The following is a 16,757-nucleotide window of genomic DNA, read 5'->3' as shown; positions in this document are numbered from 1 at the left end:
AATTATTTGATCATAATCACCGCACTCTTTTTTATCAATAATAACTACACTATTATTTTCCAAAAATTTGTTAAATTATTTGTTATTGTTTTTATGTTTTTATTGTTTATGTGGTATAAATTAGTTAAGAATATACCATTTTTTAGTACGCACTTGAGAATAAAAAAAGATAATAAATTTATGCAAATAATTAATTTTATTCTGATAGTTATAATATGAAAGGAAAGAATTTAAAATGAGTAAAAGTCACAAATTAGAAGACATTAACTTAACACAAGACTTAGAAAACATAAAAGATTTTGATGATAATGGTGATGAAATTAATATTAGTATTGATGAAGAAGAATTTAAACCTTATGTTTTCAAACAAAAAGAAATAGACAGAAAATATCAACAAACTGATATTCCTACTAAAGTATTTGCTTTAGGTGGATTAGAAGAAGTTGGAAAAAATACTTATTGTATTGAATATGATGATGAATTAATTATGATTGATGCTGGAGTTAAGTTCCCTGATTCTTACATATTAGGAGTTAGTGCAGTTATTCCTGATTATTCATATTTAGTAGAAAATGAAAAGAAAATAAAAGCGTTATTTATAACTCACGGTCATGAAGATCATATTGGGGGAATTCATTATTTAGTTCAACAAGTAAAAATACCAGTTATTTATGCACCAAAATTAGCTGCAATGTTAATTAGAGATAGATTAAAAGAATATAAATTACAAGATAAAACAGTTGTTAAAGAATATGATGCTGATGATGTATGAGCAACAAAAAATATTAGAGTTAGTTTTGCTGCTTTAAACCACTCAATACCTGATGCATTTGGTATTTTAGTTAAAACTCCAAATGGAAATATTTTTTCAACTGGAGATTATAAATTCGACTGATCACCACTAGGACATTTTGCTGAATTAAATAAATTAGCTGAAATGGGAGAACAAGGGATAGAGTTATTAATGGCTGATTCAACTAACGCTGAAGTTGAAGGATATACTCAAGGTGAAAGAGATATTATAAAAAATATCGATAAATTATTTTTACAAGCTAAAGGAAGAATTTTTTTAACAACATTTGCATCAAACGTTCACAGAATTCAACATATAATCGAAACTGCTCATAAATATGGTAGAAAAATTGTTATTCTTGGTAGATCATTTGAAAGAATCATTAAAATGATTAGACAATTAGGTCACTTAAAAATTAGTGAAAAAGAATTTATTAAATCAACTGATATAGATAAATATAAACCAAATCAAATTATGATTTTAACAACAGGAAGCCAAGGTGAACCTATGGCTGCTCTTTCAAGAATTGCTAGTGGAAAACATTTATCAATTAATATTATTCCTGGTGATACAGTTATATTCTCATCATCACCAATTCCTGGAAATAGAGCTGATGTTGAAAAACTTGTAAATAAATTAACAAGAATTGGAGCTATTGTAATTGAAAACAATCCAAGTCTAAAAATACATACTTCAGGACACGCTAGTCAAGAAGAACAAAAACTATTATTCAGTTTAATAAGGCCTCATTACTTTATGCCGATGCACGGTGAATTTAGAATGCTTAAAAAACACGTTGAAACAGGTGAGAGTGTTAACTTAGAAAAAGGTAATGGATTTGTAATGGCTAATGGAGATGTATTAGAGTTATTACAAGGAAAAGCTCAAATTGGAAAACGTGTAGAAGCTGATGCTGTTTATGTTGATGGAAAAGATATGACAGGACAAGCAAGCAACGTTATTAGAGAAAGAGATATTTTATCTAAAGATGGATTAATTGCTGTTGTTGTTTCAATCGATTCTCAAACAAATACTTTAATTGCTCAACCAAGAATTATTTCTAGAGGTAGTTTTTATGTAAAAGATTCTGGATCAATTATTGGTGAATCGATATCTATAGTAACAAATGCAGTTAATGAAGTTCTATCTAGTCCCAAACCAACATTTGGAGCTATTAAAAAGGCAATAAAATCTTCATTAAGTCCATATATTTTTAAAGAAAAGAGAAGAAATCCATTAATAATTCCAGTTATTTTAAATAAAAAATCTTAATTTTGAAATCTAAATTATGCATTAGTTGAAAAACAGTTTTTACTGTTTTTTTATTTAAGGTAAGAATATTTAATAAAATCTAATGATACAAATCATATTATTCATTGGACTATTTACTATTCTTTTGTTTAATATTCTAGAAACTATTTACTATTCTTTTGTTGTAGTTTTTAATGTAATATAAATTATATAAATATATAAGAAGGAGAAATTTTTATGAACAACTACGATATCAAATCCAGCTATCAAACACCAGAACAAAGTTCAATGAATTTTGCAATATCAATGTCAAAAACTTGAATTATATTCCTACAAATATTCGGTTCAGTATTAGCTGTTATTGGATTGGTATCTGGAATGGTTTTCTTTAATTCATTAGATTACAATACAATAAATCCTAAATACAAATTAGGAGTTCCGGTATTATTTAGCATACTATCTTATTCTTTATGAAGAACTATATCTACAGCTTTTGTAATTGTTAGATTTTTGAAACAAGCAACTAATGAACAAATTGTATCAAATAGATATATTCTTGCTTCTTTAAGTTTAAATTTAGGTGGTTTTTTTACTCCTAATATTTAAAAAATTCATTAAATTTCTCCTATTGTATATCTATGTTTTGATTTTTACTGTTATTTATCATTTGTATTTTTCTGGTATTAAAATGCAATTACTGTTTTAAAAACATAACAACAACACTTAAGCACCTTACATATAGTTGTCACATATTAAAAATATCATAATACTACTCTTTATAATTAGATTATAAAACAAAAGCACCTTGTGGTGCTTTTAATAAAATTATTTATCTTGAATTGAAGCTATTCCTGGTAATTCTTTACCTTCCATAAATCCTAATAATGCTCGTCCACCAGTAGAAATTCAAGTAAAGTCTTCTTTGAACCCTAATTTAACAGCAGTAGCACTATCTCCACCACCGATTAAAGTGAATGCTCCCTTTTTAGTTTGTTCTATTTTCGTAATTTTGAATTCGAAAACTCAAAGCGAACCATTTCAAATAATTGTTTTAGCTTCTGAAATTATTTTTTTATAATATTCAATTGTTTTAGATCCTGTATCCATTCCCATTCAATCATCTGGAATATTATTTTCAAAGTAGCTTGGTGCAATATCAACAAAATCAGTGTTACATGCTATATCAATTGGAAGAATAATTTTTATAAAAAATATAGCTGCTAAAAATGTACTGTTTTTGTAGCTAAGTGAGAAACGTAGGTAAAATCTAAAGATACAAACCTATTATTCTTTTCTTGTAATTTTTAATGTAATATAAATTATATATAAAAAATATAGAAGGAGGAATTTTTATGCACAACTACGACGATATTAAAACGAGTTATCAAACATATCCAAGTTCAACAAATTTTTCAATATCAATATCAAAAACTTGAATTATCTTTACACAAATCTTTAGTTCATTGATAGCTGCTGGTGTTTCAATATATCTAATGTATTTATTAAACTCATTAGATTACAATACAATAAATCCTAAATACAAATTAGGAGTTCCATTATTATTTAGCATACTAGCTTATTCTTTATGAAGAACTATAGCTACAGCTTTTGTAATTGTTAGATTTTTGAAACTAGCAACTAATGAACAAGTTGTATCGAATAGGTATATTCTTGCCTCTTTAAGTTTAAATTTAGGTGGTTTTTTTACTCCTTGGTTATTAACAAGTTTACCTAATATAGAAACAAATTCTACAATAAAACCAAAATGATTTTTATCTAGAGTATTTTCAGTTATATCATTAGTAGGTTCTACAATATTATTATCAACTTTAGTTTGACAATTACATAAGGTAACAAATGGAGATATTTTAAGTGCTTTTAATTCTACAAATGAATATTATATTCCAACAGTTGTGTTAATATGTATTGCGATATTGTTTATATTAATAGGAATTCCAACAATAATTCTTTATTATAATAAAAATTCAAAAGAACGATTTGAAGGTGACACATCGACCGGTACTGCTATGAGAATCTTTGCTTACTTTTATTTAGTAGTAACTACAGTAGAGTTAATTATATTTATGTGCCTATCTTTACTAAGATTACTAGGTGGTTTTATAAGATTGCTAGATAGTTTTGATAGAGATAGAATTAATCCAATTAAATTAATATTTGCTTTAATTTATATATTAATGCAATTCATGTACGTTCTGTTTTTATTGAGAATGATTGCACAAACAATTAAAGGTATTTGAAAAAGAGATGGTGTAGTTAAAATTACAATTTATGATAAATTAAGAGAAAGAGAACAAAAATTATTAACTAAATGATAATAAAAATGAGTCTAATGACTCATTTTTACTTAATAATTGTTTTGATAATTTCTACTTGATCATTTCTTTCAGAATAGTATAACTTATTTTCATAATCTTCTATTCCAATTTTTTCTAACTCTTTAAATTCTAAAGTCTCATAAATTAAAATTAAATAATAAATAGTAGTTTGAACATAAATTACAAAAGTTAAAAAACTATTAGCATTAACAATTTCATATGGTAATAACTCAAAATCTCTTTCTTCAACAGCATCGATAAAATCAGATAAAATTTCTTCAGTTGAATAAACTCTATCGATACAATCAGAAACTGAATCTGTTTTTAATAACTTTGTAAATGTTTCTAAAAGTTTAATTGAGAAAAAATCAAATTCTTTTATATTTTTTGTAATTTTTAATTCTTTAATAAAAGATTTAACATAATCTATAATTAATTCGTAAAAAGAATTTCTTATTTGAATATCTACTCCAAACTCATTAACATGATCATGATTATTATCTTTTGATTGTAAATTTTGATATGTTTGTAAAAAATCTTTTACTACTTTTAAAAGTGTTCGTAACCTAACTAAAAGTAATTCGTTGTAGTCTTCATCTGGTTTATTAGATTCAGAAATAAATATGGCTTTAATTTTTGGAAATGATTCTTCAATTCATTTTTCAAATTTTTTAAAGTCATTTAGATCTTTTCATTGAGATCTTAGTGAGTACAAAAAATCAGGTTGTGATTGTGCTGTGTCTACTATAATTAGTAGTTCATCATCTACAATTTTTTTTAATGCATCATCGTATTTAAACATTTTTTGTCCTCTCTTTCTACAATATAGTATTAGGTTATTTTTTATAAAAATTAATCATCTAATTTTAAAACAGCAATAAATGCTTCTTGTGGAACTTCTACTGAACCAATTTCTTTCATTTTCTTTTTACCTTCTTTTTGTTTTTCTAGAAGTTTTTTACGTCTCGATTTATCAGCAGCATGTAGTTTTCAAGTAACATCTTTTCTATATGCTTTAATTGTTTCTCTTGCAATTACTTTATTTCCAATTGTAGCTTGAACTGGTACTTCAAAGTTTTGTCTTGGAATTAGTTCTTTTAATTTTAAAGTTAAAGCAGCTCCTCTTTGATAAGCAAATTTTTGGTTAACTATCATAGAAAATGCATCAACCATATCACCGTTTAATTTAATATCCATACGAACTAATTTTGATTCTTTATAACCAATTAATTCATATTCAAAAGAAGCATAACCTCTAGAAATTGATTTTAACTTATTGAAAAAGTCAAAGATAATTTCAGCTAATGGCATTTGATAAACAAGCACACGTCTTGTATTATCAATAATTTCCATATCTTTATAAACTCCTAATTTGTTTTGGCATAAGTTCATTAAATCACCAATATAGTCATCTGGAGTTGCTATTCTAATTTCTACAAATGGTTCTTCTATTTTTTTAATTCTTTGAGCATCAGGTAATTTAGCAGGATTATCTAATTCTAAAATTTCACCATTTGTTAGATGTACTTTATAAATAACACTTGGTGCAGTTGCAATTAGTTCAAGATTATATTCTCTTTCTAATCTTTCTTGAATAACTTCCATGTGTAGTAATCCTAAAAATCCACATCTAAATCCAAATCCTAATGCTTGACTAGTTTCTGGTTCATAAACTAAAGATGAATCTGATAATTCAATTTTTTCTAATGCTTCTTTAAAATCTTGATATTTATTAGTATCAATTGGATAAATTCCACAATATACCATTGGTTTTAATTTTTTATAACCTTCTAAAGGCTCAGCTGCTGGATTATTAACACTTGTTATAGTATCTCCAACGTTAACATCTTTAATAGTTTTAATTGAAGCTGCAATTCATCCAACTTCTCCTGCTTCTAACATTTCTTTTTTAACTATTTTTGGAGTTTTAATTCCTAAAGAGTTAACTTCATATTCAGCTCCAGTAGACATTAATTTAATTTTATCTCCAACTTTAATAGTTCCTTGTTTTAGTCTAATTGACATCACAACACCTAGATATTTATCATAATAACTATCAAAAATTAAAGCTTTTAATGGTTTATCATCTTCTGCATCATTTGGTGCTGGAATTTTTTCAACAATAGCTTCTAATACTTGTTCAACATTTAATCCAGTTTTAGCTGAAATTAAAGGTGCATCACTACAATCTAAACCGATAATTTCTTCTATTTGTTGTTTAACTCTATCAACATCAGCACTAGCTAAATCAACTTTATTAATAACAGAAATAATTTCTAAATTATTATCTATAGCTAAATAAACGTTAGCTAAAGTTTGAGCTTCAACTCCTTGAGTAGCATCAACAACTAAAATAGCTCCTTCACATGCAGCTAAACTTCTTGAAACTTCATATGTAAAATCAACATGACCTGGAGTATCAATTAAATTAAAAATATATTCTTGATTATTCTTACTAATATATTTTAATTGAACTGAGTTTAATTTAATTGTGATTCCTCTTTCACGCTCAATATCCATAGAATCTAAAAGTTGATTTTGCATTTCACGTTTTTCAACAGTATCAGTTAATTCTAAAATACGATCAGCTAAAGTTGACTTACCGTGATCAATATGAGCAATAATGCTAAAGTTTCTTATTCTAGATTTATCCATATTATTCCTTTCTGTTATATATACTTTTTATTGTATTTATCTATAAATAAATTGATGTTATCTTCTAATTCTTTATTTGCTTCTGTGCCAAATACTTTATCTTTTGTATTATCAAACATTACATAATGTGCAAAACAATCATTTTTTAATAATGTTTTTAATAAAGACTCTGACATTTTAGTATATCTTTGAGCAGTTTTGTAATCGTTGTTATTAGCTAGAATTAGAATTGGTAGGTTTTGTCTAATAAATTTTATATTATTTACATAACTATTAAATAGCATACATTTATAAACATCGCGTAATGCTGAAACACTAAATGTTTTTGTAAGTAATGGATCTTGACTAAGATCTATATATTTTTCTAAAATATCATCATTTTCAATATTACGATATTTTTTCATTACTTTAGTAAAGTTATTTAAATATGATATTTGTTTGAAATGACAAGCGTATTTTTTACCTGAAAATAATTCAATTAATAATAATAAAAGATTGTTTGATAATAAAGAAGCTAAATTAAATTCAATAAATGATGAAAATATTAATCCGTCAATTGTTTCAGAATATTTAATAGCATAAGCTTTTGCAAATACTGTTGCTAAAGAATGACTAACTAAATATAAAGGTAAATGTTTATAAGTTTTTCTAATAAAATTATTTACTGATTTTAAATCTTCAACAACAAGTTGTCAACCATTAAAATAACTGAAAAAGACATTATCATCTTGAGTATTTTTATCTTTTTTACTTTTTGAAAAACCACGTTGTTCAGAACAAACTACTATTATATTTTGCTTATTCATTCTTTTTGCAAATTCACTATAACTTTTAACTGATTCAGTACCAGTAGCAATTAAATGTATGACTGCTTTTGGTTTTTTAGTGTCATTTCATAAATAAGTTTTTATTTCACTACCGTCTACTGATTGAATTTGAAAATTATTAATCAATTGATTTGATTTCATATTATTTAACCTCTTTTATAACTAAATCAAATGTAGCATTATTAGCTAGTTGGTCTGCTAATTCATTATATTTATTATTATTGTGTGCTTTTACTCACTCAAATGAAATATTGATTTTTGATTTTTGATTATCAACAAATTGTTTATATTTTTTAGTAAAGTCAATTTTAGTTTCTCACTCTTTAGTTATTCACTTGCTAACTCCTTGATAATCATGACAAATTTTTAAGTTTTTAATATTATGATCTAAACAAAAATTAATTACTTGAATTGCAGCCAACACTTCTCCAGCAACATTTCTAAGACTAGCAGTTGTATTATCATCAAATCTTTGAGATATATGAATTTCTTTATCTTTAAGTAAAATAACAGCTCCTAAAGAATAAGTATTATCTTTAACACTATAACTACCATCAGTATAAGCAACAGCTGCAGTATCACTATTTGGTCTAATAACTTTACTTAATTTATTTGATGAATTTGATTTTTGATCTAGTTTAGTTGATGAATTTGATTTCATATATTCTAATGCTTCTTTTTCAGTTGCAAATGATTTATATTCAGCATTAGAAAAATTCATAACTTGAGCTTTGGCTTCAGATCAAGTTAAATATATTCCTGGTTTTTTTCCTTTTCTAACTGCATAAAATTTTTGTTTGCTCATAATAAAACCTCACTAGTATGCTCTAGCAAAATATACTTGTAATTCTGAATCTTGTTTACAGTTAAAGCATTTTGATTTAGTTTGTTCTACATCAAAAGCTATACATCTAGAATTTGTTGAAGTTTTTTGTTTTACTTCATTTTCACATTCAACTCTTCCACAGAATGGAACTAGAACAAATCCTTGATTTTCTTTTAATATTTCAATGTATTGTTCAATTGTATCGGCTTTAGATGTTTTGTTTTTTCTATTTTCTAAAGCTTTGCTGTATAGTGCTTTATCATAATCTTTAATCATTTGATTTACAACATTAACTACATCTTTTATATCTACTTTAACTTTATTAGTTTGTTCATCACGTCTTGAAATTGTTACTTGATTATTTTCTAAATCTCTAGGTCCTATTTCAATTCTAATTGGAATTCCTTTGATTTCAGCTTCACTTATTTTGAATCCAAAACTTTTATCTGTATCATCAATATCAACTCTATAATTAGAAAGTTGTTCTTTTAATTCATTTGAAACTTTAACAACTTCATCAGTATTTTTTACTTGAATAATTTGAACTTGAGTTGGTGAAATTAAACTTGGTAAAACTAATCCATTATCATCACTATGAGTCATAATAATAGCTCCAATTAAACGTGTTGAAACTCCTCAACTAGTTGAATAAGCGTGTTCTAATTTTCCTTCTTTATTTTGGAATTTTATATCATAAACTTTTGTAAAGTTGTCTGCAAAAAAGTGAGAAGTTCCACATTGTAAAGCTTGTCCATCAAACATTAACGATTCAATTGTATAAGTATCTTGAGCTCCTGCAAATTTTTCTTTTTCAGTTTTTTTACCTGTTATAACTGGAAGTAATAAAACATTTTGAGCAAAATCTTTATAAACTTGTAAAGCTTTTAATGTAAATTCTTCAGCTTCTTGATATGAATTATGAACTGTGTGTCCTTCTTGTCATAAAAATTCACTAGTTCTTAAGAATGGACGAGTAGTTTTTTCTCAACGCATAACGTTACATCATTGATTATAAATTAAAGGTAAATCTCTATATGAATTAACTTCTTTACTGAAAAAATCCATCATTAAAACTTCACTAGTTGGTCTTATAAATAAAGCTTCTTCTAATTGTTTATCTCCAACTCTTGTAACTGTTGCAATTTCAGGAGAAAATCCATCAATATGTTCTTTTTCTTTATTGAATAATGATTCAGGAATTAAAACTGGAAAATAAACATTTTGTACTTTCATTTTTTTAAATTCAGCATCTAAGTGTTTTTGAATTAATTCTCAAATAGCATATCCATAAGGTCTAAAAATCATTGTACCTTTAACTGGTCCATAGCTTGCTAATTTTGCATTAATTACAGTATCTGTATATCATTTTGAAAAATCAATATTACGTGGTGTTATTTTATCTAATTGTTTTGCCATTTTTTCTCCTACTTTCTTCTTTTACAATTCCATCAGTACCAAAATATAAAGTGATTTTTAATCCTGATTTATCAATTGCTTGTTGTGCTTTTCTATAAATTTCATAGTTTCTAATCATAATTCAATCTATTGCTTCAACTTCGATTTCTTCTGAAATAATAGCCATAGATTTAGATCTATCTCAAATTCAGTCTTTTTTAGTTGTTTTAGCTAAATATTTAGGATTGATACCTATTATCATAACATCTTTAGGGTTAAATCCAGAATCACTCATTCATTTTCAAAAGTGTGCTCTTGTTGAAACATCAAATTCTAATGATATTGTATGTTCTTGTTGTTGATAAGTTCACACAACATATTCTTCTTTAGGTTTTAAGATCAATTGTCTAACTGGACGAATACCATAATCTAAGATGTTGTGTCAATTTTTATGATCAGTATAGAATAAAAAATATTCAATGTTTTTCTTTTCAAATAAATCGATAATAGTTTTCTTTTCACTTTCTTTTGAGATAAAAAAAGATTTTAAAAGATTATCAAAATAATTATGTCTAATAAGGTCACTATTAGTTTTTCAAATCTTTAATCTTGATAAAAGTTCTTTTGTTTTTTGTTTATTAAATTCTTTAATTCTATATTTAAAGCGACCTTTTTTCTTATCCATTTGTTTTTACCGATTCTTTCTTTATTAATTATAATATTTTTTTAAGGTTTAAAAAATAAAAAAGACTGCTTAGCAGTCTTGTTTTTACTCTAAAATGGCGGGTTAAGAGAGACTCGAACTCTCGCGCCGGGTAACCGACCTAACACCTTAGCAGGGTGTCCTCTTCACCAACTTGAGTATTAACCCATTTTTTTTGTTACTTTATAATTATTACACAAAAAAGCATTAAATAAAACTATAAAATAATAAGTTTTTAATTTTATGCGAATTATGTACAAAATAGCTACGAAAAATATGATAGATTAAATGTTAAATATAACTTCATTAGTGATAACATTAAAATATTAAGAGGTGAAAAAATGTATAAAATGGCAAGTCTTTTTGCTGGTGTTGGTGGTATTGATCTAGGTTTTGAATCAACTAATAAATTTAAAACAATATGAGCTAATGAATATGATAAGAATGCAAGAATAACTTATGAAAAAAATTTCCATATCAAAGTAGTTGGGGATGATATAAGATCTATAGAGACTAAAAATGTTCCTGAAATTGATGTATTATTATCAGGTTTTCCTTGCACTTCTTTTAGTATTGCAGGATATAGAAAAGGTTTTGAAGATGAAAAATCTGGTGATCTATTTTTTGAAACATTAAGATTTATTGTAGCTAAAAAACCAAAAGTAATTTTTTTAGAAAATGTTAAAAATTTAGTAACTCATGATAACGGAAAAACTTTTAAAATCATAACAGATTCATTACAAGAAAACGGTTATAAGATTAAGTATAAAGTGTTAAATGCAAAAGATTATGCAAACATACCTCAAAATAGAGAACGTATTTACATTGTTGGTTTTAAAGATGAATATGCTTGAAATAAATTTGAATTTCCTGACCCAGAAAAACTAACAAAATTCATTCCTGATATGCTAGAAAAAGAAAATGTTAGCGATGAATTCTATTATTCTAACGATAAGAATGTATTTTATAAAACTTTAGAAGAAAGTATGGTTAAAACAAATGTTATTTATCAGTGAAGAAGAAAATATGTAAGAGAAAATAAGAGCAACGTTTGTCCTACATTAACAGCTAACATGGGAACGGGTGGTCATAATGTACCATTGATAAAAACTCAATTTGGTATAAGAAAACTAACTCCTAGAGAATGTTTCAATTTTCAGGGATATCCAAAAGATTTTGTTCTCCCAAAATTAGCAAAATCTCATCTTTATAAACAAGCAGGAAATTCTGTAGTAGTTCCTGTTATTAATAAAATTGCTCAAAACATTTTAAAGGCATTAGAAAGTTAAAAAAAACGATTAGGTTAGCTAATCATTTTTATTATAAAATTCATATTCTCCTGTAATCATATTTACCTTTGCATAAGGTTTTAGATTGTCTTTTTCAATAATTTTAGAGATTATAGAAAATCTAGGTCTTCTCTTTTCTTCTTGTTGTTGAGCAAATGTTTGACCTTGTTTAACTTCAATACTTTTTAAATTTTGTATTGGAATTTTATATAAATACAACAAATCGTTTTGTTGATCTAGTCTTGCAAATTCTAGTATCTCAAATTCACTTCTAGGTCCAAAAGAAGTTAAATCTGTTTTATAGTTAGATGAAGATTTTATTTGAACTTTTATTCCTTCTTTTGAAATAGCATCTTCAGATCCATTGTTGTGACTAATTTGATAATCATTTATATGACACACAATAAATTCAGAAAATATTTCATGAAAGTTAATACCACGAGCATATGATATTTTAATTTTTTTATTTAATTCTTTTCACAATGGATAAAGCGAAATTATCTCATCATATTTTTCTTTTGTTATAGTTTTTAACATATCCCACCTTTTCTAAGACTAAATAAATCCTTTTACATAAAGTGGATTAATACTGTTTATATCATCAACTAATTCAAACATTTCTTTAGTCTCTAAATAAGTATTAGCAAAATCTATCTCATAATCTTTTACAAGTTTAAAATCTTTGTATTTTTTAATATAAAAATCTAATCGATCAGCTTCAATTAACTGAACATTTTCTAAAATTTTAAATTGATCATAAACTGCAAAATAATATTTATGTCCTCTAGCATCTAATATAGAAATTGCCTTATTTTTACCAGATTGAAACATTAATGAATCAATTAAATAAACTTTAATATTATTATTTAATACTTTAATAGTTTTAACTATAGTTAATCCAACTCTAACTCCTGTATAACTTCCAGGACCTTTAGTTAAATAAAATGAGTCAATATCTTTAATAGTTAAATTGTTATTAGTTAAAAATTCTTTTAATTTTTCTATAGCTATGTCTGATATTTTTTTATTATTATCAACAATTAATTTATCTACTATTTCATTATTCTTTTCTAAAATATAAACAAGTTTTCAATTAGTAGTATCTATAAAAAGGTTCATAATTATTCTCCTATAATAAATATTCTTTTGTTTTCATCAATTATTTTAATATCAATTGTTATTTTATTTAATTTATTAAAATCTAAATTTAAGTTTTCATATCACTCAACAACATTAATACTATTGTCAAACTCATCTAAATACATATCTATTTCAGAATCATTACTTAATCTATAAGCATCAACATGATTAATATTAAATTGATCAGTTTTATATTGATTCATAATTACAAAAGTTGGAGATGATACATTTTCACTAACACCTAATTCTTTTAATAATGACTTTGTAAATGTTGTTTTACCTGCACCTAAATCACCATTTAACAAAATATAAAAAGGTAGTTGTCTATCTTTAATTTCTAAAGCTAAAGTTTTAGCAAATTGTTTTGTTTCATCTAAATTATTAATACAAATTTCTTTCATAATAACTCCTATGATTGACTATATTATTGATTTTATATCAATATTTAATATTAATATAGTTAATAAAGTTTATATCTGGAATATTAATATAGTTAATAAAGTTTATAGTTTAAATAAAAAATCTTTTCTAAGTTTAAATTAGAAAAGATTTTAGTTTTACAATCATTTATTAAATACTTTTTTATATCCCATCTTAGTTAATTCAGCTACTATGAAATATCCACTAAGTATTGCTGCGGCAATTGGTAAGAATACTCATCCAGGTGTTTTTAATTGAATTAAGCTTCCTAAATTTGATTCTTGAACAAATGTAATGAATATTGCTATAGCAGTTACTAAACCAGCAATAGTGTAAATTGGTCATGATGAACGACTTTTTACTATTGTTAAGTGTTCTGTACGTAAAACTTGGAAAACTAAAGTTTGAGATAATAATCCAATTAAGAATCAACAAGCTTGGAATTGAGCCATATACATATGTGCATCACCGGTATTATTAGCAACTGCATTGTTATAACCAGTTACAAATCCTAAAGCATATCCTGCTATTGCAAATGTAATAAGGTCAAATATTGAGCTGACTGATCCATTTATGATCGTGAATGGCAAGAGATCTTTTGAATTCCAACGTTGCGGCGTTTTTAAGAATGACGCATCAACATTATCCATAGATACTCCAAATTGAGAAAAGTCATAAATTAAGTTTTGTAATAAAATTTGAGCCGGAGCCATTGGAGCAAATGGTAGTCAAACTGTACCAATTAAAACTGATAAAGAGTTACCAAAGTTTGAAGCAGTTGTAATTTTAATATATTTTAAAATATTAGAAAACACTGTTCGTCCTTGAATAATTCCTTTTTCTAATACTAGAAGTGATTTTTCTAAAAGAATAATATCACTTGCATCTTTTGCAATATCAGTTGCGTTATTAACTGAAATTGCAACATCACTTTGTCTTAAAACAGGTGCATCATTAATTCCATCACCCATATATCCAACAACATGATCATTTTGTTTTAAAATTTGAATAATTTTAACTTTTTGTAATGGGTTTAATTTTACAAAAATATTATTATTTTCTACGATTTTTTTTAACTCGTAATCACTTGCTGCATCAATTTCTTCACCAGTTACTAAACCTTTAATTTGTAGATCTACCATCTTACAAATAGCTCTAGTAATAGGTTCGTTATCTCCTGTTAAAATTTTTAATTCAACACCATATTTATTTAATAATTTAATAGTTTGTTTTGTTGAAGGTTTTGGTGTATCTAAAAATGATGCAAATCCCATGAATATTAAATTTGTTTCATCATCAGCAGAAAATCTATTTTGATTTTTTCTGATAACTTTATAAGCAACACCTAATAAACGTTTTCCTTGTTTATTAATTTTTTGATAATATGTTTGAATTTGTCTTTTAATAGCTTCTGTTAAATTAACAACTTTTCCGTCTTGTAAAACTTTAGAACATGAGTTTAAGATTTCTTCAACACTACCTTTAGTAACCATTGTTCTTTTATCTTTGTCATCATCAAAAATAATTGTTAATTTTCTTCTATTAAAATCAAATGGTATTTCATCTATTTTAGTTATATCTTCAATAGAAAAATCGTGAATGTGTTTTTTAACATAATCAACAATAGCTTTATCCATAGGGTTTTTTAATCCTGTTTGATAATAACTATTAATATATAGATATTTTAATAATAATGGATCAGCTTTTTTATCGACTGTTAAATAATCAATAAGTTCAATCTTATCATTTGTAAGCGTTCCTGTTTTATCAGTACATAAAACATCAATTGCTCCTAAAGATTGAATAGCTTCTAATCTTTTAACAACAACTTTTTGTTTAGTCATTCTAGAAGCTCCATTTGCTAAATTAGTAGTAACTATCATCGGCAACATCTCAGGAGTTAATCCTACTGCAACTGCAACTGCAAAAAAGATCGCTTCAAATCATGGATTATCTTTTATAGTATCAAAAGTACCTTTTGCAGCAACTATTCCAATTATTGATTTTGTTAAATATACTGTTGGAACCATTACTAACATAAAAATTAATAATAGTCTTGTCACTCTTTTAATACCTTTTGTAAAACTTGAATCAGGACGTTTTTCCATAATAGTTTTACTAATTGTTGAAAAGTATGTGTCATTTCCTGTTGCTAAAACAATAGCAATAGCACTACCAGAAACAACACTAGTTCCTGTATAACAAATATTTTCTAAATCTAAAATATTATTTGTTGAATATCTATTTGTTGCGTGTTTTTCAACAGGCATAGATTCACCTGTTAATGAAGATTGATTAATAAATAAGTCGTTTGATTGAATAATTCTCACATCAGCTGGTAACATATCTCCACTTGAAAGATAAATTAAATCACCAGGCACAACTTGTCTTACATCAATTTCTTCACCTAATTTAATTAAATCTAATTGATTCTTTTTAGTAATTTTTAAATATTCATCTAACTCATCGTCATATTTATGTCTAATAATATTAGTTGTACTTCTAACGATAGTAGCAATTCTTTTAGTTACAAAATGACTTCTCAATGATTGAATAAATGAAGCAATACCACTCGCAACAACCATTGAAATTATTATGATTCCTCCTACTAAATCAAAGCTTGAACTATTATCTGTATCTTGTCCAAAACCATTTGTTCCATATGAAATAAAGTTATATAATGCAATTAAAATTAAAACAATATTAAATGGACCAAAAAACGCGCTCATAAATTCTCTAAAAATACTGTAATCTTTTCTTTTTAATTCATTAGTTCCGTATTTTTTTAATCTTGATTCATATTCATCATTAGTTAATCCAAAGTGTGTTAAATTCATCACTTGTAAAATTTCAGATTGATCTAAAGATGAAACATTTTTTATAAATCTTTCATTTCTAAATTGAGCAGGTTTTTTTTGATTTTTTAGCTTTCTAGGAGAGTATTTTTTTGTTGTAAATTTAAACATGTTTCTACTCCTTTTCAAAGTTAGCTAAACTATGTTATAAATTAGTTACTGTGCATTAAAAGTGGCATAACTTATAACATAACTTAGCTTTATATTTTTTAGTTTGTTGAGACCATGGGACTCGGGATTTTCATCTAATTTAATACAAATAGTCAT

General features: G+C 25.5%; 15 protein-coding genes and 1 tRNA gene. 4 read left to right on the top strand and 12 right to left on the bottom strand.

Features of this window, described 5'->3' with window-relative positions:
* The first annotated feature begins 235 nt into the window (after positions 1–235).
* Positions 236–2,065, top strand: a complete 1,830-nt coding sequence (locus tag NX779_RS02890) for a ribonuclease J (protein ID WP_259429926.1) — start codon at positions 236–238, stop codon at positions 2,063–2,065.
* Positions 2,066–2,281: 216 nt separating this feature from the next.
* On the top strand, positions 2,282–2,650 hold the full coding sequence (locus NX779_RS02885) for a hypothetical protein (protein WP_259429924.1): 369 nt from the start codon (positions 2,282–2,284) through the stop codon (positions 2,648–2,650).
* Positions 2,651–2,869: 219 nt separating this feature from the next.
* Here NX779_RS02885 and pgk read toward each other — a convergent pair whose 3' ends face one another.
* On the bottom strand, positions 2,870–3,157 hold the full coding sequence (gene pgk / locus NX779_RS02880; protein WP_310795076.1) for a phosphoglycerate kinase: 288 nt from the start codon (positions 3,155–3,157) through the stop codon (positions 2,870–2,872).
* Positions 3,158–3,396: 239 nt separating this feature from the next.
* On the opposite strand from pgk, the gene NX779_RS02875 reads away from it, so the two are divergent.
* Entirely contained in the window at positions 3,397–4,380 is a 984-nt protein-coding gene (locus NX779_RS02875; RefSeq protein WP_259429923.1) for a hypothetical protein, read from the top strand.
* Between the two features lie 25 nt (positions 4,381–4,405).
* Here NX779_RS02875 and NX779_RS02870 read toward each other — a convergent pair whose 3' ends face one another.
* From NX779_RS02870 to NX779_RS02840, 7 genes are all read right to left on the bottom strand, one after another.
* Positions 4,406–5,182, bottom strand: a complete 777-nt coding sequence (locus NX779_RS02870; RefSeq protein ID WP_259429922.1) for a hypothetical protein — start codon at positions 5,180–5,182, stop codon at positions 4,406–4,408.
* A 50-nt stretch (positions 5,183–5,232) separates the two neighbouring features.
* Positions 5,233–7,035: a translation elongation factor 4 gene (gene lepA / locus NX779_RS02865; protein ID WP_259429921.1), complete on the bottom strand. Its 1,803-nt coding sequence runs from the start codon at positions 7,033–7,035 to the stop codon at positions 5,233–5,235.
* 14 nt (positions 7,036–7,049) lie between these two features.
* Positions 7,050–8,003, bottom strand: a complete 954-nt coding sequence (locus tag NX779_RS02860; protein ID WP_259429920.1) for a serine aminopeptidase domain-containing protein — start codon at positions 8,001–8,003, stop codon at positions 7,050–7,052.
* 1 nt (position 8,004) lies between these two features.
* Complete coding sequence (locus NX779_RS02855; RefSeq protein ID WP_259429919.1) at positions 8,005–8,667, bottom strand: ribonuclease H1 domain-containing protein; 663 nt, start codon at positions 8,665–8,667, stop codon at positions 8,005–8,007.
* A 12-nt stretch (positions 8,668–8,679) separates the two neighbouring features.
* Complete coding sequence (gene proS, locus NX779_RS02850; RefSeq protein ID WP_259429918.1) at positions 8,680–10,104, bottom strand: proline--tRNA ligase; 1,425 nt, start codon at positions 10,102–10,104, stop codon at positions 8,680–8,682.
* The gene (locus tag NX779_RS02845; RefSeq protein ID WP_259429917.1) at positions 10,085–10,768 is read right to left on the bottom strand and encodes a hypothetical protein; all 684 of its coding nucleotides are present in this window, start codon (positions 10,766–10,768) and stop codon (positions 10,085–10,087) included. Before NX779_RS02845 ends, proS begins: the two co-directional genes overlap by 20 nt.
* Before the next feature lie 95 nt (positions 10,769–10,863).
* A tRNA-Ser gene (locus NX779_RS02840) sits at positions 10,864–10,954 on the bottom strand.
* A gap of 173 nt (positions 10,955–11,127) precedes the next feature.
* Here NX779_RS02840 and NX779_RS02835 point away from each other — a divergent pair.
* A complete protein-coding gene (locus NX779_RS02835; RefSeq protein ID WP_259429916.1) occupies positions 11,128–12,075 on the top strand; it encodes a DNA cytosine methyltransferase in 948 nt (315 codons plus the stop codon).
* Positions 12,076–12,093: 18 nt separating this feature from the next.
* Here the strand turns inward: NX779_RS02835 and NX779_RS02830 are convergent, their stop codons facing one another.
* From NX779_RS02830 to mgtA, 4 genes are all read right to left on the bottom strand, one after another.
* The gene (locus NX779_RS02830) at positions 12,094–12,612 is read right to left on the bottom strand and encodes a Bsp6I family type II restriction endonuclease (protein ID WP_259429915.1); all 519 of its coding nucleotides are present in this window, start codon (positions 12,610–12,612) and stop codon (positions 12,094–12,096) included.
* Positions 12,613–12,630: 18 nt separating this feature from the next.
* A complete protein-coding gene (gene tsaB / locus NX779_RS02825) occupies positions 12,631–13,194 on the bottom strand; it encodes a tRNA (adenosine(37)-N6)-threonylcarbamoyltransferase complex dimerization subunit type 1 TsaB (RefSeq protein ID WP_259429914.1) in 564 nt (187 codons plus the stop codon).
* 2 nt (positions 13,195–13,196) lie between these two features.
* Positions 13,197–13,616: a tRNA (adenosine(37)-N6)-threonylcarbamoyltransferase complex ATPase subunit type 1 TsaE gene (gene tsaE / locus NX779_RS02820; RefSeq protein ID WP_259429913.1), complete on the bottom strand. Its 420-nt coding sequence runs from the start codon at positions 13,614–13,616 to the stop codon at positions 13,197–13,199.
* 156 nt (positions 13,617–13,772) lie between these two features.
* Positions 13,773–16,601: a magnesium-translocating P-type ATPase gene (gene mgtA, locus NX779_RS02815; protein WP_259429912.1), complete on the bottom strand. Its 2,829-nt coding sequence runs from the start codon at positions 16,599–16,601 to the stop codon at positions 13,773–13,775.
* Positions 16,602–16,757: the final 156 nt, after the last annotated feature.

The organism is Mycoplasma cottewii (genome assembly GCF_024918975.1).
Classification (GTDB): Bacteria; Bacillota_I; Bacilli_A; order Mycoplasmatales; family Mycoplasmataceae; genus Mycoplasma; species Mycoplasma cottewii.
This window is presented reverse-complemented; position numbering and strand designations above follow the sequence as displayed.